Below are 20060 nucleotides of genomic sequence, written 5' to 3'. Positions count from 1 at the left end.
TGTCTCAAGCCGCCTTCTGCGCGCTCTTGGCGCGAATGCCGAGCAAATGGCTGATCGCGAACACGAGATCGGCGCGGTTCATGGTGTAGAAATGGAAGGTGTCGACGCCGTGTTTTGCCAGTTTCTGCACCTGGCCGGCGGCGACGGTTGCGGCCACCAGCTTGCGGGTCTCGGCATCGTTGTCGAGCCCCTCGAACTTCGCGGCAAGCCACTCGGGAACGGTGGTGCCGTTCCGAGTGACGAAATTGCGCGCCTGCTTGAAATTGTGCATGGGCATGATGCCCGGCACGACCGGAATGTTGATCCCGCGCGCGCGGACGCGATCGAGGTAGCGGAAGTAAAAGTCGTTATCGAAGAAGACCTGCGTGATCGCCCGCGTCGCACCGGCGTCGACTTTTGCCTTCAGCGTATCGATGTCCGCGTCGAAATCGCGCGACTCAGGATGCTTCTCGGGATAGGCCGAGACCGACACCTCGATATCGGCGTGCCGCTTCTTGATGCCCGCAACGAGGTCGGCCGAGTTCTGATAGCCGTCGGGATGGCTCGCATAGGGCGTGCCGATGCCGCCGGCGGGATCGCCGCGCAAGGCTACGATGTGGCGGACGCCGACCTCATGGTAGCGGTCGACGATCTCGTCGATCTCGCCGCGCGAGGCCCCGACGCAGGTCAGATGCGCGGCCGGCAGCAGCGGGGTCTCCTTGAGGATGCGGGAAATGGTCGAATGGGTGCGCTCGCGGGTCGAGCCGCCGGCGCCATAGGTCACCGACACGAATTTCGGGTCCAGCGGCGCCAGCCGGTTGATGGTCTCCCAGAGATTCCGCTCCATATCTTCCGTCTTGGGCGGAAAGAACTCGAACGAGATCGCCGGCCGCTTCAGGTGCCCGTCTTGCCCTTCGGTATGGGCAGGCGTCGTCGTCTCGGTCATGGCACCACTCACTCCAGGGGCTCGCCAAGGACAGGCGGCCGGGGTCTATCTTGGGAAGGTCTAAGATAGGACAAAGGCGGATTACTCGACAGCCCATCGGTTATGGGAAGTCGCCCACTTCGCGCAGTATTGCTATCAATATTGCAGTTTGTAGGCTTCGAGTGGGACGCGTGCTAAAATAGAATATTTTACAAATATAACAATTAGGTAATCCATTCTCTAGGCCTGACGGACCTCTCGTTTTGAGGGTGGGCAGAGTGAATTCTATGTTGCGGGCGGTTGAGCTGTCCCAACTCCTGGCTTCGCCATACGCCGGGCTCGCGGACGACACACGCCAGATCTGCGCCCGCTGCCCATTGTCGCCGCGCGGTCCTCTATTACGTTACCACGCCATGATCCCGCTTTCAGTCCTCGACCTCTCCGTCGTCACCACGGGCACAAAGCCGGCCGCGGCGCTGCGCAACAGCATCGACCTGGCGCGCCATGTCGATCGGCTTGGCTATGTCCGCTACTGGCTCNGAGCATCACAACCTCGCTTCGGTCGCGAGCCCGGCGCCCGACGTGATGATCGGGCAGATCGCGGCGGTGACCAAGCACATCCGTGTCGGCTCCGGCGGCGTGATGCTGCCCAACCACGCCCCGCTGGTCGTAGCCGAGCGCTTCAAGATGCTGGAGGCGCTGTTTCCCGGCCGCATCGACCTCGGCCTCGGCCGCGCCCCCGGCACCGATGGCGCCACGGCCTATGCGCTGCGCAGCCGGCTCGACCGCCGTGAGGGCGACGATTTCCTGGAGCGGCTGCACGAATTGATCCTGTGGGAGACCCGCGAATTTCCAGCAGGCCATCCCTATCACAACGTCGTCGCGATGCCCGACGACACCAAGCTGCCGCCGATCTGGCTGCTCGGCTCCAGCGATTATTCCTCGGAGCTGGCAGCACAAGTCGGCATGGGCTTCGCTTTTGCGCATCACTTTGCGTCCCATGATGCGATCGATGCGATGGTGCATTATCGCAATCGCTTCCAGCCCTCGGCCTGGCGCGCGACCCCGCATGCGATCCTCGCAGTTGCCGTCATCACGGCGGACACGGATGAGGAGGCCGAAAATCTCGCCACATCCTTCGATCTCAATCGCCTGCGCCGCGATCGCGGTCAATATCTGCCGCTGCCGAGTGTCGAGGAGGCGCTGGCCTATCCCTATACGGATTCCGAGCGCATCTCGATCGCGCGAAACCGCTCGCGCCTGTTCGTTGGCAATCCGGCGACCGTGCAGAGGAAGCTGCAGCCGCTGCTGGATGCGAGCAAACCCGACGAACTGATGGTGATCACCGCCGTGTACGATCACGAAGCGCGCAAGAAGTCATATTCGCTGCTGGCGGAGGCGTTGGGGCCGAAGCGGGCGGCATAACCACTGCTGTCATTCCGGGGCGATGCGAAGCATCGAACCCGGAATCTCGAGGTTCTCAGGTGCGCAAGTGCGCACCATAGTTCACGCTGCGCGTGCCCCGGAACGACACGGCAATCAGTCCTGCTTCTCGCTGAAGGTCGCGCGGAAGGGGTGGCCCGGATACACGCCGACGATGCGGAATTCGCGCGAGAAGAATTTCAGCTCCTCGATTGCAAACGCCAGGCCCTTGTCTTCGGGGTGGCCGTCGACGTCAGCGTAGAACTGCGTGGCGAAGAAATTGCCGTCGACCATGTAGCTCTCAAGCTTGGTCATGTTGACGCCGTTGGTGGCAAAGCCGCCGAGCGCCTTGTAGAGCGCGGCGGGCAAGTTGCGCACCCGAAAAACAAAAGTGGTGACCAGCGGGCCCGACCCTGGCGCGGCCCATTTCGGCTCCCGCGCCAGCACCACGAAGCGCGTGGTGTTGTGGGCTTCGTCCTCGATGTCCTCGGCGAGGATGTCGAGGCCGTAGATTTTTGCTGCGAGGCGCGAGGCGATCGCGGCGACGGTCTTGTCCTTGCGCTCGGAGATGTCGCGGGCGCTGCCGGCGGTGTCGGCGTGCACGATTGGCTTGATCCCGAGCTTGCGGATGATGCGGCGGCATTGGCCGAGCGCATGCACATGGCTCTCGACGCTCTTGATGTCCTCGAGCTTGGTGCCCTTGATCGCCATCAGTTGATGGCGGACCGGCAGGAACCATTCGCCGATGATAAAGAGGCCGGAGGCCGGCAGCAGATGATGGATGTCGGCGACGCGGCCGGCGACCGAATTCTCGATCGGGATCATGCCGAGATCGGCCTCGCCCGAGGAGATCGCCGACAGTGCATCCTCGAAGGTGGCGCAGGGCATCGGTTCCGCGTCGGGATAGGCCTCGACGATGGCGATATGGGAATTGGCGCCAGGTTCGCCCTGGAATGCGATCTTCATCTTGCTCATGACGGCCTTGTAGCAGCGGCTCAGGATTTGGAAAGGATGCCGCGGGCGGTTTCGAGATCCGGCGGCGTGTCGACGCCGCGCGGCACGCTGTCGACGATGATGATGTCGATGCGCATGCCGGCTTCCACCGCCCGGAGTTGCTCCAGGTTTTCCTGAACCTCCAGGGGTGAGCGCGGCAGCGTGACGTAACGCTCCAGCGCCGCGCGGCGGTACGCATAGAGACCGATATGGTGGTAACGCGGTCCATCGCCGTAGGGAGCGGTCGCGCGGGTAAAATAGAGCGCCCGCATCCGCCGCGGCCCGATCGGCGAGCCGATCGCCTTCACGACGCTCGGGGCTCGGTCCTCCTCCTCGGTGTGGATCTGTGAGGCCAGCGTCACGATGTCGACCGCAGGATCGTCGAAGGGCGGCAGCACCTCGCGGATGGTCTGCGGTGAGATGGTCGGGAAATCGCCCTGGAGATTGATCACGACCTCGGCCTTCGCGTCCGGGTCGAGCTTCTGCATGGCCTCATGGATGCGGTCGGAGCCGGAGGGGTGCGCGGGGCTGGTCATCACGGCCTCGCCGCCATGGGCTCTCACGACGGACGCGATCTCGTCCGTGTCGGTTGCCACCGCCACCCGGCCGATACCGGCGGCTTCGGCGCGCCGCATCACATGCACGATCATCGGCAGGCCCGCGATATCGGCGAGCGGCTTGCCGGGCAGGCGGGTGGCGGCCATGCGGGCCGGGATCAGCACCAGGATGCGAGGATCGATCATCGGTTTAAGGGCCTGGGAACGAGGCGTTTTCCGCCTCAAGAAATCGGATGGGGATGGGCGATGAGCCGGCTCGCTTATACGGGTTGCCAGAGCACGGGCAAACCGATATCTGAATGGCAAAACTCGGGGAAACAATAAGGAACGTCTGATTCTCCCGAGGCTCGTCCTGGCGGCCGCCCGGCCGCTTATTCCTTATTGCGGTGTGGGGCCTGGCCGGAAATGGACTCTTTCGAACTCAACAAGATTCTCGGTGCGGTACTCGGCACCTGTCTCATTCTGCTGGTGACGAGCTTCACCGCCCAGGCGCTGTTCTCGCCCAAGATGCCGGAAAAGCCGGGCTTCGAGATCGCCGTGAAGGAAGAGGCCGGTGACAAGGGCGGAGCAGGCGCTGCCCCGGCCACGTCCGAACCGATCGAAAAGCTGCTCCAGACCGCGTCCGTCGAAAAGGGCGCCTCCGCCGCCAAAAAGTGCGGCGCTTGCCACACCTTCGAAAAGGGCGGCCCGAACCGCGTCGGACCGAACCTCTATGGCATTGTGGGCGATCACGTCGGCGAAGGCCGCGGCGGCTTCAACTTCTCGGCCGCGATGAAGAGCAAGGGCGGCACCTGGGACTTTGACGCACTCAACAAGTTCATTGCCAATCCCAAGGCTGCCGTTCCCGGCACCGCGATGGGTTTTGCCGGTATCCCGAAGGACTCGGAGCGCGCCGACGTCATCGCCTACCTCAACAGCCTCTCCGACAGCCCGAAGCCGCTCCCGACCGCGGCGAAATAAGGCCTATCGGCACGTCATCTTGGACAAACGGCCAGGCTTCAAAAGCCTGGCCGTTTCCGTATCCGGGCCTCGCGGCGTTGTTATCGGGGCGTTTGGCCGCATCTGATGCGCCACCTGGCCTTCCAAGATGAGGAAAAAGCAACATATTCCGTCGAAACCTCGCCTATATTGGGAACTTAAAGGAGTAGCCTCCTTCAAGACAGGGATGTTGATTTGGCCATTACCCGACGCGATCTCTTGCTCACCGGCGCGGCCGTCGCTGCGCTTCCCGCCCTCGGCTCTGCAGCGGGTGTTCCCGTCGTCGGCACGGCAGAGGCACAATCCGCGAGCGAGCTTCCCTGGCGCCATGCGCTCTCGCTGTTTGGCAAGGTCAAGTATCCGGCCGACTTCAAGCGCTTCGACTACGTCAATCCGGACGCACCCAAGGGCGGCGTCGCCCGCCAGATCGCCATCGGCACCTTCGATAATTTCAATATCGTCGTGTCCGGCGTGAAGGGGCAGGTCTCCGGTGCCGTCGCATTCATCTACGAATCGCTCATGACGCCCGCTCTCGACGAGGTCTCGACCGAATACGGCGCGCTGGCCGAAGCCGCCAGCCACCCCGACGATTTCTCCTTTGTCACCTATCGTCTCCGGCCCGAGGCCAAATGGCATGATGGCAGGCCTGTTACTGTCGAGGACGTGATCTTCTCGCTCGATGCCTTCAAGAAGCATCACCCAATGTACTCGGCCTATTACAGCCATGTGGTCCGGGCCGAGAAGGTCGGCGAGCGCGAGGTGAAATTCGTGTTCGACGCACCAGGCAACCGCGAGTTGCCGCAGATCGTCGGGCAGCTCACGGTCCTGCCGAAGCATTGGTGGGAAGGAACGGACGCGCAGGGCAAGAAGCGCGATGTCTCGGCGACCACGCTCGAAGTGCCGCTGGGCTCCGGCCCCTACAAGGTCAAGGAGTTCGTTGCAGGACGGTCGATCGCGCTGGAGCGCGTCAAGGACTATTGGGGAGGCGATTTCGCCGCCAATGTGGGGCGCAACAATTTCGACGAGCTACGCTACGAATATTTCCGCGACGCCACCGTCGCGATCGAGGCCTTCAAGGCCGATCAGGTCGATTGGCGCACCGAGAACAGCGCCAAGAACTGGGCGACCGCCTACGATTTCCCGGCTGTGACCGAAAAACGGGTGATCCTCGAGGAATTTCCCAATCGCAGCTCGGGCGTGATGCAGGCCTTCGTGCCGAACCTGCGCCGCGCCAAGTTCAGCGATCCGCGCGTGCGCCGTGCGCTCAACTATGCGTTCGACTTCGAGGAGATGAACAAGCAGATCTTCTACGGTCAGTACAAGCGCATCAGCAGCTATTTCGACGGCATCGACGAGTTGATGGCGACCGGATTGCCGCAGGGAAAAGAGCTCGAAATCCTCGAGACGGTGCGCGCCCAAGTCCCGCCGGAGGTTTTCACGACTCCCTACACCAATCCGGTCGGCGGCAGCCCGGAAGCCGTCCGCGACAATCTGCGCGAGGCGCTGCGCTTGTTCAAGGAGGCCGGCTACGAGGTGCGCGACCGCAAGCTGATCGACGTCAAGACCGGCACCCAGTTTTCCCTCGAGCTGCTGAACTCGGATCCGAGCTTCGAGCGAGTCACGCTGTTCTACAAGCCGTCGCTGGAACGGCTCGGCATCGCCGTCAGCGTGCGGACGGTCGATCCGACCCAATACGAGAACAGGACGCGCGAGTGGGATTTCGACGTCGTCACCAACTCCTGGGGCGAGTCGCAATCGCCGGGCAACGAGCAGCGCGAGTTCTGGTCGTCCAAGACCGCCGATATCGCCGGTTCGCGCAATCTTGCCGGCATCAAGAATCCGGCCATCGACAAGTTGATCGAGCGCTTGATCTACGCGACCGATCGCGATGATCTCGTTGCGGCGACCAGGGCGCTCGACCGTGTGCTGCTGTGGAATCACTACGTCGTGCCGCAATGGAATTATCCGAAGGTGCGCACTGCGCGCTGGGATCGCTTCGGTCGGCCAGCGGAATTGCCCAAATATGGGCAGTCCGGCTTCCCGTTCATCTGGTGGTACGACGCAGACAAGGCGGCACGGATCGCAAAGAAGTCGTGAAGGACATGTCCCGCATGGTGCAGCTTTCACGCCGGCATGTGCTGGTCCTCGGTGTCGGCGGCGCGCTCAGCGCCGCCGCACTCCGTAACGCAGCGGCGTCCGAGGGGCCCACCGAGGCCCACGGCATCTCGGCCTTCGGCGATCTCAAATATCCCGCCGATTTCCACCATTTCGATTACGTCAATGTCGACGCACCGAAGGGCGGCGTGTTCTCGCTGATTCCGTCGACAAAGGGCTACAACCAGTCCTTCTTCACCTTCAACTCGCTCAACGCCTTTGTGCTGAAGGGCGAGGGCGCACAAGGCATGGATCTGACCTTCGCCACGCTGATGGCGCATGCCGGTGACGAGCCCGATGCCATGTACGGCTATGCCGCGAAGTCGGTGCAGATCTCTCCCGACAAGCTCGCCTATCGCTACACGATGCGGCCTGGGGCGAAGTTTCACGACGGTACGAAGCTGACCGCACACGACGTTGCCTTCTCGATCAATGTCCTGAAGGACAAGGGTCATCCGCTGATCCAGATCCAGATGCGCGACGTCAAGGGCGCCGAGGCCATCGACGATGCCACCGTCATCGTGACCTTCGCCGAGAAGCGCGCGCGCGACGTGCCGCTTTACGTGGCGAGCCTTCCGATCTTCTCCAAGGCCTATTACGCGAGCCGGACGTTCGACGAGACCACGACCGACACGCCGCTTGGCTCGGGCCCTTATAAGGTCGGCAAGTTCGAGATCAATCGCTTCATCGAATTCGAGCGCGTGAGGGATTGGTGGGCCGCCGAGTTGCCGGTCTGCCGCGGCAGCAACAATTTCGATGTGATCCGCTACGAGTTCTACCGCGACCGCGACGTCGCCTTCGAGGGCTTCACCGGCAAGAACTATCTCTACCGCGAGGAGTTCACCTCGCGCATCTGGGCGACGCGCTACGACTTCCCGGCGATTAAGGACGGCCGCGTCAAGCGCGAGGAGGTGCCCGATCAGACACCTTCGGGCGGTCAGGGCTGGTTCCTCAACACGCGGCGGGACAAGTTCAAGAATCCCAAAGTGCGCGAAGCGCTGAACTATGCGTTCGATTTCGAGTGGACCAACAAGACCATCATGTACGGCGCCTATGCGCGCGCCCGCTCGCCGTTCCAGAATTCCGATCTCGTCGCCGAAGGGATGCCGTCGCCGGAGGAGCTGAAGCTGCTCGAGCCCTTCCGCGGCCAGGTGCCCGATGAAGTGTTCGGCGAGCCGTTCGTGCCGCCGGTGTCTGACGGTTCGGGCCAGGATCGCGCGCTGCTGCGCAAGGCGCAGCAATTGCTCCAGGAGGCGCAGCTTCCGGTCAAGGACGGCAGGCGGCTGTTGCCGAGCGGCGAGGTCTTCAGCATCGAGTTCCTGACCGACGAGGCCTCGTTCCAGCCGCATCACGCCTCGTTCCTGAAGAATCTGAACATGCTTGGCATCGATGCGAATTTGCGTCTCATCGATGCCGTCCAGTATCGCGCCCGCGTCGAATCCTTCGATTTCGACGTGGCCATCAACCGCATCACCATGTCGGCCACGCCCGGCGACAGCCTGCGCACCTACTTCACCTCGCAAGCAGCAGCGACGAAGGGGTCCTACAATCTGGCCGGCGCATCCAGCCCCGCGCTCGACGCGCTGGTCGAGAAGGCGATGGCCGCCGAGACGCGCCAAGATCTGACGGTTGCCTGCCGCGCGATCGATCGTGTCTTCCGTGCTGGCCGCTACTGGGTGCCGCAATGGTACAATACCAGCCACCGGCTGGCGTATTGGGACGAGTTCAGCCATCCCGCGAACCTGCCGCGTTACGCGCTCAACGACTATACGAGTGGCGTAGGGGAGCGGACCCTGTGGTGGTACGACCCCGCCAAGGCCGCCAAGCTCGAGCAGGCGAAATAATCATGAGCGCCTATATCGCCCGCCGCGTTCTCCTGATGATTCCGACCTTGCTCGGAATCCTCTTCGTGTCCTTTGTCGTCGTGCAGTTCGCGCCGGGCGGGCCGGTCGAGCGCGTGATCGCGCAGCTGTCGGGCGCCGACACCGGCGGCACCTCGCGTATCTCGGGCGGCGGCGATTTTGCCCAGCGCGCGCCGGGGCAGCTCGGTGCCGGTGCCGACGCCATCAACTCCAAATATCGCGGCGCGCAGGGGCTCGATCCTGACTTCATCAAGAAGCTCGAAGTGCAGTTCGGCTTCGACAAGCCGGCGCCGGAGCGTTTCGCGCTGATGGTCTGGAACTTCGCTCGCTTCGATTTCGGCAAGAGCTATTTCCGCGATGTCAGCGTGATCCAGCTGATCAAGGAGAAGCTGCCGGTCTCGATCTCGCTCGGCATCTGGCTGACGCTGATCACCTATCTGATCTCGATCCCGCTCGGCATCCGCAAGGCGGTCAAGGACGGCTCCCGCTTCGACACCTGGACGTCCGCGGTGATCATCATCGGCTTCGCGATCCCGGGCTTCCTGTTCGCGATCCTCCTGATCATCCTGTTCGCCGGCGGCTCCTTCTTCAACCTGTTCCCGCTGCGGGGGCTCACCTCGGATGGCTGGTCGCAATTTCCCTGGTACTGGAAGATCATCGACTATTTCTGGCACCTCACCTTGCCGCTGATCTCGATGGGGCTCAGCGCATTCGCGACCATGACGCTGCTCACCAAGAATTCGTTCCTGGACGAGATCCGCAAGCAATATGTCATGACCGCGCGGGCTAAGGGCTGCAGCGAGAACCAGGTGCTCTATGGCCACATTTTCCGCAACGCGATGCTGATCGTGATCGCGGGCTTCCCGGGCGCCTTCATCCACGCCTTCTTCTCCGGCTCGCTGCTGATCGAGACGATCTTCTCGCTGGACGGGCTCGGACTGCTCAGTTTCGAGAGCGTGCTCAATCGCGACTATCCCGTCGTGTTCGGCACCCTCTACATCTTTTCGCTGGTCGGCCTCGTGGTCAATCTGATCTCCGATCTGACCTATATGTGGATCGATCCGCGCATCGACTTTGAGGCGAGGGAGGTCTGATGGCCCTGACCGCCCCGACCCCGGTCGAGACGTCGGCCAAGACGCCGCTCGGCGCAGCCGTGCCGATCACGCGCAAGCCGTTCGCGCCGTCGCCGCTCAACAGGCGGCGCTGGGAGAACTTCAAGGCGAACCGGCGCGGCTATTGGTCGTTCTGGATCTTCATGGTCCTGTTCGTGGTGTCGCTGTTCGCCGAGCTGATCGCCAACGACCGGCCGTTCCTGATCAAATATGACGGCCACCTCTACTGGCCGGCTTTCGTCACCTATTCGGAGACGACGTTCGGCGGCGACTTCGAGACCGCGGCGGATTATCGCGATCCGTACTTGCAGAAGCTGATCAAGGACAAGGGCGGCAGCATCGTCTGGCCATTGATCCGCTATTCCTACGACACCCACAATCTCGATCTGCCGACCCCGGCGCCGTCGCCGCCGACCTGGATGCTGACGGAAGCCCAATGCAAGCCGGTGGTCGAGAAGAAGGGCCTGAAGAGCTGCCGTGATCTCGAATACAACTGGCTCGGCACCGACGATCAGGGCCGCGACGTGGTGGCGCGGCTGATCTATGGCTTCCGCATCTCGGTGCTGTTCGGCCTCTGCCTCACCATCGTCTCCTCGATCGTCGGCGTCGCCGCCGGCGGCATCCAGGGCTATTTCGGCGGCTGGATCGACCTGACCTTCCAGCGTTTCATCGAGATCTGGACCGCGATTCCCTCGCTCTATCTGCTCCTGATCCTGTCGTCGGTGCTGGTGCCCGGCTTCTTCGTGCTGCTCGGCATTCTCCTGCTGTTCTCATGGGTGTCGCTGGTCGGCCTCGTGCGCGCCGAGTTCCTGCGCGGACGCAATTTCGAGTACATCCAGGCGGCGCGTGCGCTCGGCGTGTCGAACGCCGTGATCATGTTCCGGCATCTCTTGCCGAACGCGATGGTCGCGACCATGACCTTCCTGCCCTTCATCGTTTCCTCTTCGGTGATGACGTTGACGGCGCTGGACTTCCTCGGCTTCGGCCTGCCGCCCGGCTCGCCCTCGCTCGGCGAACTGCTGTCGCAAGGCAAATCCAACGTGCAGGCGCCGTGGCTCGGTTTTACCGGCTTCTTCTCGGTCGCGATCATGCTGTCGCTCCTGATCTTCATCGGCGAAGCCGTGCGCGACGCCTTCGACCCGCGCAAGACGTTCAAGTGAGGGCGTGATGGACGCGATCAACCAGCCCCTGCTTGCCGTCCGCGACCTCTCGGTGGCTTTCCACCAGGGCGGCAACACGACGCTTGCTGTCGACAAGGTCTCGTTCCAGATCAAGCGCGGCGAATGCGTCGCGTTGGTCGGCGAGTCCGGCTCCGGCAAGTCGGTCAGCGCGCTGTCGATCCTGAAGCTGCTGCCCTATCCCAGTGCCTCGCATCCCTCGGGCAGCATCCGTTTCAAGGGCCAGGAGCTGATCGACCGGAGCGAGCAGCAGATGCGCCAGATTCGCGGCAGCGACATCTCCATCATCTTCCAGGAGCCGATGACCTCGCTCAACCCGCTGCACACGATCGAGGCGCAGATCGGCGAGATCATCCAGCTGCACAATCCGACCAGCAATGCGCAGGCGCGCAGGCGGACGCTGGAATTGCTGACGCAGGTCGGCATTCCCGATCCGGAGACGCGGCTGAAGAGCTATCCGCACCAGCTCTCCGGTGGCCAGCGCCAGCGCGTGATGATCGCGATGGCACTCGCCAACGAGCCGGACCTCTTGATCGCGGACGAGCCGACCACGGCGCTTGACGTCACCGTGCAGGCGCAGATCCTGGCGCTGCTCGCCGAAATTCGCGCGCGGCTCGGCATGAGCCTGCTCTTCATCACCCACGACCTCGGCATCGTCCGTCGCATCGCCGACACCGTCTGCGTCATGAAGGGCGGCGTGATCGTGGAGCAGGGGCCGGTCGAGCAGGTCTTCAAGGCCCCGAAGCATCCCTATACGCGCGATCTGCTCGCGGCCGAGCCGAAGCCGGATCCGGCGCCGCCGCAGCCGAACGCGCCGGTGGTGATGTCGACCGACGATCTCAAGGTGTGGTTTCCGATCAAGCGCGGCCTGATGCGCCAGACCGTGGGGCACATCAAGGCGGTGGACGGCGTCAGCGTCGCCGTGCGCAAGGGCGAGACGCTCGGCGTCGTCGGCGAGTCCGGTTCGGGCAAGACCACGCTGGGCTTGGCGCTGCTGCGGCTGATCTCCTCGAACGGGCGCATCGTCTTCCTGGGCAAAGACATCCAGGGCCTGCGCTTCAAGGAGATGCGTCCCTTCAGGCGCGACATGCAGATCGTGTTCCAGGATCCGTTCGGCTCGCTCTCACCGCGCATGTCGGTCGCCGACATCATCGCCGAAGGCCTCTCGGTGCATCAGCCAAAACTGTCGCGTGAGGAGCGCGAGGCGCGCGTCGTCAAGGCGCTCGAGGATGTCGGGCTGAAGCCCGATACCCGCTATCGCTACCCGCATGAATTCTCCGGCGGCCAGCGCCAGCGCATCTCGATCGCGCGCGCGGTGGTGCTGGAGCCTGACTTCGTCGTGCTGGACGAGCCGACCAGCGCGCTCGACATGTTGTTCCAGGCCCAGATGGTCGATCTCTTGCGTGAGCTTCAGCGCAAGCGCGATCTCACCTACATGTTCATCTCGCACGACTTACGCGTCGTCGCCTCGCTCGCCAGCCACCTCATCGTGATGCGCGGCGGCAAGGTGGTCGAGGAAGGCCAGGCCGCCGAGCTGTTCAAGAACCCGAAGACGGACTACACGCGCGCCCTGTTCGCGGCGGCATTCCGGCTGGAGACGGCGGGGAACGGCTCGGTCGCGACCTAGTCTCCTCACCTCTCGCTGTCGGAACCAACGGGAATGTCGTGCGTTGCCGCGCTGCTCTTTGAAGTGCCGTCGTTGCACCTAGGTCGCGTTGCCGGGCGAGTTAGGCGGGAACGCCGGGCGAGATGCCGCAGATGCTCCCTATCCGACTCGTCATAGCTGATCGCCGTCCGATCGTTCTGCAGGGGTTTGCCTCGCTATTCGCGGCGGAGCGTGACTTCGAAATCGTCGCCTCATGCATCAATGGAGCCGATTGCCTGGACGCACTTCGGAGGCTGACGCCGGATGTCGTGCTTGTCGAGGACGGATTTTCTGACGTGACGGCTGCTGAAATGCTCGCCGTCGCCAATGCCGAAAACCTTGCCACGCGCCTGGTCTTCTACACCGCATCCGTTGCGCGCGGCGATCTCGCTGCGGCAATCGAAGCGGGGGCCTGCAGTGCGATTCCGATGCGCGAGGAGCCCGAAACCTTGATTCAATCCCTGAGGCTGGTGGCGCCGACCCTGGGGCGGGCGGCTGCCAGCAAGCCACGCAATGGCGCGTTGGGTGAGAATGGGCTGGCCGCGCTGACGGACCAGGATCGCAAGATCATGCGCCTAGTCGCCTCCGGCATGCCGAACAAGGACATTGCGCGCCGCCTCAAGGTCGCCCCAGGCGCCATCAAGGCGCGCCTCGATCGCATATCGGCCCAGCTCGACATCAAAAGCCGGACCGAGCTTGCGAGCTTCGCCCTGTCGCGCCTTTTCGGCGGAATCGGCGCGCTCGCCGCCCTGATCTGGGCAGCGCTCGACGATGCCAGGGACGCGAGCGCGGCCGCAATTGATCATACGGATACCGACAGCGTCACGGTCACGGCCGCAGACGGCACAAGCGCCGTCGTGACCATTAAAATCGCCACGCAAAAAACGGCTCCTGCGCCGGGCAAAGCGGTCAAAGCCTTGGGCAAGGTCGGCCGCATTGATCATTCCGTAGCTGGCACGCCGACGACGGCCGGGAGGCCGATCGAATCCCGTGCCGATAGTGTCGCCGGCGCGATCGCGTTGCCGACACTCACATCTTCAAGGCCGGGCTTGAGCAGCGCTGGCGCATTCTTGATGACGGCGGTCGGAGTCTTGATTTACGAGTTCCTTCATAGTCCCGCGCAGGCGTTCAAGGTTGGCGATGGCCCGAACGATCTCCTTGCGTCGGCTGCCGCAAGCGGCAGCAGCGAAATGGCCGCCCTCAATAGTCCCGGGACCGTCGATCCGGCGCTCAGCGGCTTCGACAACCTGGCCTGGCTCGCTCCTGAAACACATCAGGACTCATTCCTCTTCGCTGCTGCCCAAAGCGATGGCAGCGGCAGACATGACGAAATTCAGACCGTCGACGCAACCTGGCGCGAGGATGGCGCTGACGGCAACGCGACCCCTCACATCGGAGCCGGTGCCGTCGATGCTCTGATCGAACAGAGCGGCCTCGCGCAGGCGGCTGCCGCGAACCCATCGATGCGTGCCGAACACGACACCATGCGGGCGACCGCAGCAGAGGGGCCCGATCGCGAACCGGCGCAGCGCGATTTGCATGTTTCGGAACAAGGCGCCGCAGCCGGCAAGCCGCATGCCGAGCAGGAGTCGCGAGGGCACAATGTAAATCATGGAAAATCGCAAGCCGATGTGCACGCGTCGGAGGATGGCGCCGCAGCCGAAAAGCAGCATGGCAAACACGACCAGGCCGAGCACACATCTAGTCCCGGGCCATCGCATCGCGATTTGCACGCTTCGGAGCATGGTTCGGCAGCTGCCGGGAATCACGTCGCGGACGATGGACCCGGAAGTCATCTCAAGTCCGCCCAGTCGCAGCACGACGTCCACGAGACGCACGCGAATGCTTGCAAAAATCCGCACGCGGCGCCGGGCCAGGACGCCGGCAGCAACGGCCATGCGACCTATGCCTCCGGTCCGGCGCAAACGACAGCCGCGCCCCAGCGGGGGGATTCCTTTCACTTCAAGAACGATATGGCAGAGGCCAAAGCGTCCGACCATCTTAAGTCTGGCCACGGACCCGATACGATTGGATATGCTCCGCACGATGCGGAAATTGACGCTCTGGCGCAGATGCATCATGCAGACCCGATTGGCGCTTCATACGCCGAGCCAGGTGCCCTTGATCACGCAAGAGGCATTGAGCACCATTTCACGCATGATTTGGTTGTCTAGAGCGCGATGAGATTAGGATGAATCGTTATCGCGCTTTAGGCTATTGTTTGAGCATGATCTCCGCGCCAACGCGTTCCGCTGATGTCGCGAGGGAAAACCGCTTCGCACTTTTCCGGATCATGCAGCAGTTGGCAGGTGGGATGGGTTGAGCTGTTGCGAAACCCATCGCCTGGCGCCCGGAGCCAGGCAGTCGTCGGTGCGCCGGTTTCGTCAGCTTATGGCTCACAGCCGAATTTGGCGTTGAGCCGATTGGTTCCGGGTGCTATCTTTCGGCGACATCATTCCCGTCAGGACTGATGGGGCGAGCGGGTTATCAGGCTTACGGACTGCCGCCCGCCATTTGCAAATTGGAATACTTTGGCCACAGGCCCCGCCTCCGGACTTATTTCAAAGTCGGCTGCGGAAATGTTCATTGGACGTCATTTCCCTCCGTTCTTCCCATTGACTCGGAGGCGGGCTTTTTCTGTCCAACGTTTTAGAAAAGCCATCTGCCATGTTCACGTTCGGAAGCCGAGCGCGGCGCGCGTCACGTATTGACCATTCAAGGGGAGTTTGTCCCTACGTTTTGGCTTCCATATTCGCGGCGGTCTGCGTCATTGCCTTTGCGAGCGCCGCGTCCGCTCAATGCGCGGCCCGCGATGTATTGCAGAACCAGCTGAAGCTCAAGACGCGCTCGGCCCCAGCCTCCCAACAGCCTATCAAGGCCGGGCGCGACGTTGCGACATGGAAGACGATCACAATAGGTACCTTCGCTGACTCTCTTGCGTTGCGCAACGCGCTCGATGGCAAGGGCTGCCATGTCGGTGGTCAGGCCGCTGAAATCCTTGCCCGGCCGACGTTCATCGTTAGCTCCCGGAAGACGCATGTAGAGCTTGTCGATCTGTCGCCCGCGCAGCTTGGGTTTACGTCCGACACCGTGACCTTGGCCAGCGTCTACGCACGCGCCCAGCAACTCGGTCTTGAACTTGCTGCGGCCGAAGTCGGCCCGCAACTGCGTCTCCAATATTTCGATCAGCCTATCGGCGAATTTCTCATCATCGGAATGGAGCCGATCAAGACATGGAGCGGCGAGCCGATTGTTCTGAATGTGGCAAATGGCGGCGCCGGATTGATACTCATCGGCCAGGATGGTCGGGCCGAAGCAGACATATCCGTGACCTCTCGTTTCATTTTCGCTCGATCCTCTCGGCCGGCAGCCGGTGCCGAGCCGACCGGATCAATCGCAGCGTTTCTACCGCAGTGAACGAGCCATCGCATGAGCCTCGATGGTGGCCAGGGAGCTGGCGGCTTCGTTGGGGTATTTTCCGGTCTGGCACATTCGTTGCAGTTCTTATCCCGAAATGAAGTTGTTCGGTGCCGAAATCAAGACGGTGCTGAATGCGATCTGCTAGTGTTTGCCGACACTAATGGTTGCAAGTATACTGGCCGGTGTCGGGCGACCCGAGTCCTAGGATTCCGAGTCCAGGGATTTATGAGTCCGCACTCCGTCGAATTTCGGCATATGCGCAGTCCGTAGATTGGTTATAGTTGGAATCACGATGTTGACTGCAGAGGAGATCGTCGGCGTCAAGTCCTCGTTCGACATGGTATTCGCGAACGCCACCGACATGACGACCGCGTTCTACGATCGCATATTTGAGCTTGCGCCGGAATTCAGGCCCATGTTTCCGGGCGACATGAGTATCCTGAAGCAGGATTTCATCTCGAAGCTGTCGGTGCTGGTGGGCAGTCTCGATCAGGCGACCGGGCTGTTGTCAGGCGCCGACTTGCTCGGCCGCAATCATCTGCGCTATGGCGTCAAACCTGAGCACTATCCGGTCGTCGGCGAAGCACTGCTTTGGAGCCTTGCGCGTGGTCTTGGGCCACATTGGACCGACGAGCTGGAACAAGCCTGGCGCAAGGTTTACGCCATCATTGCTCAACGAATGATGGGGGCCGGCGCGAGCCCGCCGCAATCGTCGATCCCTGACGCGTCGCGGCGCATGTGAGTTGCGCGAGTGCGTAGGGTGGGTCAGGCGAAGCCGTAACCCACCACTCCTTTATCTGCTGAAGCTGAAGAGGTGGGTTACGCCTTGCAGATGCGCTTCCGCGCATCTGCAAGGCTAACCCACCCTACGAGGTGACGTTACAGCCGCTTGATCGCAACAACCTCGCTGCCGGCCGCCTTGATCCGCGCAATCGCCGGTGCGATCGGCTCGATCACCGTCGCCATGTGATACGCATTGGCGTGAACCATGGTGCTGCCGTCGCGGACGATGGCGACGTGGCCCTTCCAGAAGATCAGGTCGCCGCGTTGCAACTTGCTCTGCTCATGCGGCTCCAGCGCACGGCCGAGGCCCGTCTGTTGCATGTCGCTGTCGCGGGGGCAGCCAATACCTGCGGCCGTCAGTGACACCTGCACCAGCCCCGAGCAATCGATACCAAAACTGCTTTTGCCGCCCCAGAGATAAGGCGTGCCGACGAAGCGTTCGGCGACCGCGACGAAATCGCCCTCGCGATGGTCGAGCGGCGAAAGATGGGTCTTCGGCACGAACGTGCCCTCGCGTGTAACGGCGAAAGGGCCGTCCTCACGCGTGATCGTGAGCTGCGACCCCTGCACCAGCGAATCTGCCGGCGGCAATTTGATCGAGGGGCCGGGGAAGGCGAGCGTGCGCAGCGCGGTCACCTTGTGCGTCGGCGCCGCCGCCGGCTTCGCCAGTGCCGCATCCGGCAGCCAGCCGACATAGCCATCGCTGCCGAGCTGGCCCCAGGCCCAGCCCTCGCCGTTGCGATCGTAGACCGTGACGCGCTCGCCGCGCAGCGCTTCCGTCATCAGCATCGCGTTCGAGGACGGTTGCTCGCGAACCGGCGCGATCGGCGCGATGACCTCGAACTCCTCGCCCGTGACGAAGCGATCGGCCTGCACCTTGCCCTCGAGATATTTCGCAGCGAGGTCGCCGCGCGCCGGTGTCAGCCTGATATCATGCATAGCGCTCGCTCAGCATCTTGTAGATGGCGCGGGCGGCCTGGCATTCACCGCCCTCGGGCCGCGCCGGCTTGGCCGACGGCGTCCAGCCGAAAATATCCACATGCAGCCAGCTCCCGGCATGCTCGACGAAGCGCTGCAAAAACAGGGCGCAGGTGATCGAGCCGGCAAAGCCGCCTGACGGCGCGTTGGTGACGGTGGCGGTCTTGGAGTCCAGCCAAGCATCGTAAGGTGGCCACAGCGGCATGCGCCACAAGGGATCGTTCTCCTGCGCCGCGCAGCGCGCGACATCGGCGGCCAGGGTCTCATCATTGGTGTAAAAGGGCGGTAGATCCGGCCCCAGCGCAACGCGCGCAGCGCCCGTCAGCGTACCCAGATCAATCAGCAGCTCGGGCTTCTCCTCGTCGGCCAGCGCCAGCGCGTCGGCCAGCACCAGCCGTCCTTCCGCGTCGGTGTTGCCGATCTCGACCGTGATGCCCTTGCGCGAGGTGAAGATGTCGAGCGGGCGGAAGGCATTGCCGGAAACCGCATTCTCGACGGCCGGGATCAGCACGCGCAGGCGCACTTTCAGCTTGGCATCCATCACCATGCGCGCCAGCGCCAGCACATTGGCGGCGCCGCCCATATCCTTCTTCATGATCAGCATTCCGCTCGACGGCTTCAAATCGAGCCCGCCGGTGTCGAAGCAGACGCCCTTGCCGACCAGCGTCACCTTGGGATGGGCGAGGTCGCCCCAGCCGATATCGATCAACCGCGGCGCGCGGCTGGAGGCCATGCCGACCGCATGGATCAGCGGGAAGTTCTTTTCCAGCTCCTCGCCGATGGTGCAGGCGTAGCTGGCGCCGAATTCGGCCGCGAGGGTTTGCGCGGCGGCGGCCAGTTGCTCCGGCCCCATGTCGTTGGACGGCGTGTTGATGAGGTCGCGCGCCAGCATCGCGCCATCAGCCATACGATCGATCTCGGCGGCGTCGACGCCATCGGGCGGCACCAGGCGGACATCAGGTGTCTCGGCCTTGCGGTAGCGGGCGAAGCGATAACACCCCAGCGCGAAGGCGAGTGCCGCCAATCGTGCATCGTGCGGTGCATTGGCAAAGCGATAGGTGCCGGCCGGCAGCAGGCCGGGCAGGGCGCCGGGCCGGAACAGATCGCGCGACTTGGCGCCGTCGTCCTCGAGGCCGAACAGCACCTGCGCGATCGCGCCGTCAGGCGCGGGCAGCGCGAGATAGCTGCCCGGCTTGGCAGCAAAGGCGCTCGCCACGGCGAATTGCCGCTGCGCCGGCGGCAGCGTCTCACGCGCGGCATCCCAGCTCGACTTGGTGACGAAAATGATCGGGATGGCAGTCGAGGACGTCGCGAAGATGGAAGGCATTGGCGGGCTCGGAGTCGTTCGGGTAGGAAGCAGATTTCGCAGAGTTTTGCCGTGGCCGCAATCGGCATTGCGCTCCCCGTTCGGCGAGCCGCTACTCGCAGATCAAGAGCCATGCTAGGTTCCGGCAGTGGTCCAGGTCATCAGGGGTGCAGAGAACGCCCATGACCGACCACAATGCATGCCGGGAGGAATTGCGATGGAATTCGTGTGGAGCGGGATCACATTCATTGGCCAGGCCATCGAGGCCATCTTTGGCTATGTCGAGCATCACCATTGGGTCTTCGCATTCCTCGCCGGCGGTTACGTCTTCTATCTCCATGATCGTTCGATCCACGCGCGGTTCGACGCGCTCGACAGACGCATCGATGAAATCCGCAAGCGTCTCGCCATCGAATATTGATCGGGCCTCTCGAAACGATGCGCGCGCGGCGCGCGTGTCTTCGTCGAGAACTGTCGTTGATGCGTGCGCTGCCGCAGGGCACCTCGCGACGTCCCACGCCGAGTTCGTTCGCAAGCTCGACAGATCTGCGCCGCTGCAGGGCAGCATGGGCCCGCGTTAACCGGCCATTAGGGTTAACAGCCTATTGCTGACGCGTTCGGCTCGATCAATCCGCTCGAGAGTCAAAGCGTCATGAGTCAACGGTTCCGTCCTGGCCGGCTTCTTGCGTCCGCCTCGCTGATCGCGCTGGTGGCCGCGAGCCTCGGCGGCTGCACGGCAATGTCCAAGCTCTCCGACGTCACCGGCTC

General features: G+C 63.0%; 16 protein-coding genes and 2 pseudogenes. 13 read left to right on the top strand and 5 right to left on the bottom strand.

Annotated elements, in window-relative coordinates; all coding sequences use genetic code 11:
• Window positions 1-4 precede the first annotated feature (4 nt).
• Window positions 5-925, bottom strand: coding sequence for a methylenetetrahydrofolate reductase [NAD(P)H] (gene metF / locus AOQ71_RS41200; protein WP_057759486.1), 921 nt, complete (start codon window positions 923-925; stop codon window positions 5-7).
• Window positions 926-1317: 392 nt separating this feature from the next.
• Between metF and AOQ71_RS49490 the strand changes: the two are divergent.
• Window positions 1318-1443, top strand: a pseudogene (locus tag AOQ71_RS49490) (LLM class flavin-dependent oxidoreductase); the annotation flags it as partial.
• 1 nt (window position 1444) lies between these two features.
• On the top strand, window positions 1445-2329 hold an 885-nt coding region (locus AOQ71_RS41195; RefSeq protein WP_245317431.1), incomplete at its 5' end, for an LLM class flavin-dependent oxidoreductase.
• A 114-nt stretch (window positions 2330-2443) separates the two neighbouring features.
• Here AOQ71_RS41195 and AOQ71_RS41190 read toward each other — a convergent pair.
• Both AOQ71_RS41190 and AOQ71_RS41185 read right to left on the bottom strand, forming a co-directional pair.
• Window positions 2444-3301, bottom strand: a complete 858-nt coding sequence (locus AOQ71_RS41190; protein ID WP_057759485.1) for a prephenate dehydratase — start codon at window positions 3299-3301, stop codon at window positions 2444-2446.
• Between the two features lie 20 nt (window positions 3302-3321).
• Window positions 3322-4062, bottom strand: coding sequence for a 3-deoxy-manno-octulosonate cytidylyltransferase (locus tag AOQ71_RS41185; protein ID WP_057759484.1), 741 nt, complete (start codon window positions 4060-4062; stop codon window positions 3322-3324).
• 219 nt (window positions 4063-4281) lie between these two features.
• Here AOQ71_RS41185 and AOQ71_RS41180 point away from each other — a divergent pair, with 219 nt between their 5' ends.
• From AOQ71_RS41180 to AOQ71_RS41140, 9 genes are all read left to right on the top strand, one after another.
• Window positions 4282-4836 (top strand): c-type cytochrome, encoded by a 555-nt coding sequence (locus AOQ71_RS41180; protein ID WP_057759482.1) that lies wholly within the window; start codon window positions 4282-4284, stop codon window positions 4834-4836.
• Between the two features lie 213 nt (window positions 4837-5049).
• Window positions 5050-6951: an ABC transporter substrate-binding protein gene (locus tag AOQ71_RS41175; protein ID WP_057759480.1), complete on the top strand. Its 1902-nt coding sequence runs from the start codon at window positions 5050-5052 to the stop codon at window positions 6949-6951.
• A 14-nt stretch (window positions 6952-6965) separates the two neighbouring features.
• Window positions 6966-8852, top strand: a complete 1887-nt coding sequence (locus tag AOQ71_RS41170; RefSeq protein ID WP_057759922.1) for an extracellular solute-binding protein — start codon at window positions 6966-6968, stop codon at window positions 8850-8852.
• Between the two features lie 2 nt (window positions 8853-8854).
• Complete coding sequence (locus AOQ71_RS41165; protein WP_057759478.1) at window positions 8855-9964, top strand: microcin C ABC transporter permease YejB; 1110 nt, start codon at window positions 8855-8857, stop codon at window positions 9962-9964.
• Window positions 9964-11142, top strand: a complete 1179-nt coding sequence (locus tag AOQ71_RS41160) for an ABC transporter permease (protein WP_057759476.1) — start codon at window positions 9964-9966, stop codon at window positions 11140-11142. The genes AOQ71_RS41165 and AOQ71_RS41160 overlap by 1 nt, the downstream gene beginning before the upstream one ends.
• Window positions 11143-11149: 7 nt before the next feature.
• Window positions 11150-12787 carry an ABC transporter ATP-binding protein gene (locus AOQ71_RS41155; RefSeq protein ID WP_057759474.1) on the top strand — a complete coding sequence of 546 codons (1638 nt, stop codon included), beginning with the start codon at window positions 11150-11152 and terminating at the stop codon, window positions 12785-12787.
• Between the two features lie 122 nt (window positions 12788-12909).
• Window positions 12910-14979 (top strand): LuxR C-terminal-related transcriptional regulator, encoded by a 2070-nt coding sequence (locus AOQ71_RS41150; protein WP_057759472.1) that lies wholly within the window; start codon window positions 12910-12912, stop codon window positions 14977-14979.
• Window positions 14980-15544: 565 nt separating this feature from the next.
• A complete protein-coding gene (locus AOQ71_RS41145) occupies window positions 15545-16222 on the top strand; it encodes a hypothetical protein (RefSeq protein WP_245317429.1) in 678 nt (225 codons plus the stop codon).
• Window positions 16223-16517: 295 nt separating this feature from the next.
• Window positions 16518-16967, top strand: coding sequence for a globin family protein (locus tag AOQ71_RS41140; RefSeq protein ID WP_057759468.1), 450 nt, complete (start codon window positions 16518-16520; stop codon window positions 16965-16967).
• A 137-nt stretch (window positions 16968-17104) separates the two neighbouring features.
• On the opposite strand, the gene AOQ71_RS41135 is transcribed toward AOQ71_RS41140, so the two are convergent.
• Together AOQ71_RS41135 and AOQ71_RS41130 are read right to left on the bottom strand one after the other, a co-directional pair.
• Window positions 17105-17947, bottom strand: coding sequence for a C40 family peptidase (locus AOQ71_RS41135; protein WP_057759467.1), 843 nt, complete (start codon window positions 17945-17947; stop codon window positions 17105-17107).
• Window positions 17940-19313, bottom strand: coding sequence for a leucyl aminopeptidase family protein (locus AOQ71_RS41130; RefSeq protein WP_057759465.1), 1374 nt, complete (start codon window positions 19311-19313; stop codon window positions 17940-17942). The genes AOQ71_RS41135 and AOQ71_RS41130 overlap by 8 nt, the downstream gene beginning before the upstream one ends.
• A 196-nt stretch (window positions 19314-19509) precedes the next feature.
• Between AOQ71_RS41130 and AOQ71_RS41125 the strand changes: the two genes are divergently transcribed.
• Together AOQ71_RS41125 and AOQ71_RS50520 are read left to right on the top strand one after the other, a co-directional pair.
• The gene (locus AOQ71_RS41125; RefSeq protein ID WP_057759462.1) at window positions 19510-19713 is read left to right on the top strand and encodes a hypothetical protein; all 204 of its coding nucleotides are present in this window, start codon (window positions 19510-19512) and stop codon (window positions 19711-19713) included.
• 231 nt (window positions 19714-19944) lie between these two features.
• Window positions 19945-20060, top strand: a pseudogene (locus AOQ71_RS50520) (tetratricopeptide repeat protein); the annotation flags it as partial.

It is taken from the genome of Bradyrhizobium manausense (assembly GCF_001440035.1).
Classification (GTDB): Bacteria; Pseudomonadota; Alphaproteobacteria; order Rhizobiales; family Xanthobacteraceae; genus Bradyrhizobium; species Bradyrhizobium manausense.
The sequence above is the reverse complement of the archived record's forward strand: the minus strand, read 5'-3'. Positions and strand labels throughout refer to the sequence as shown.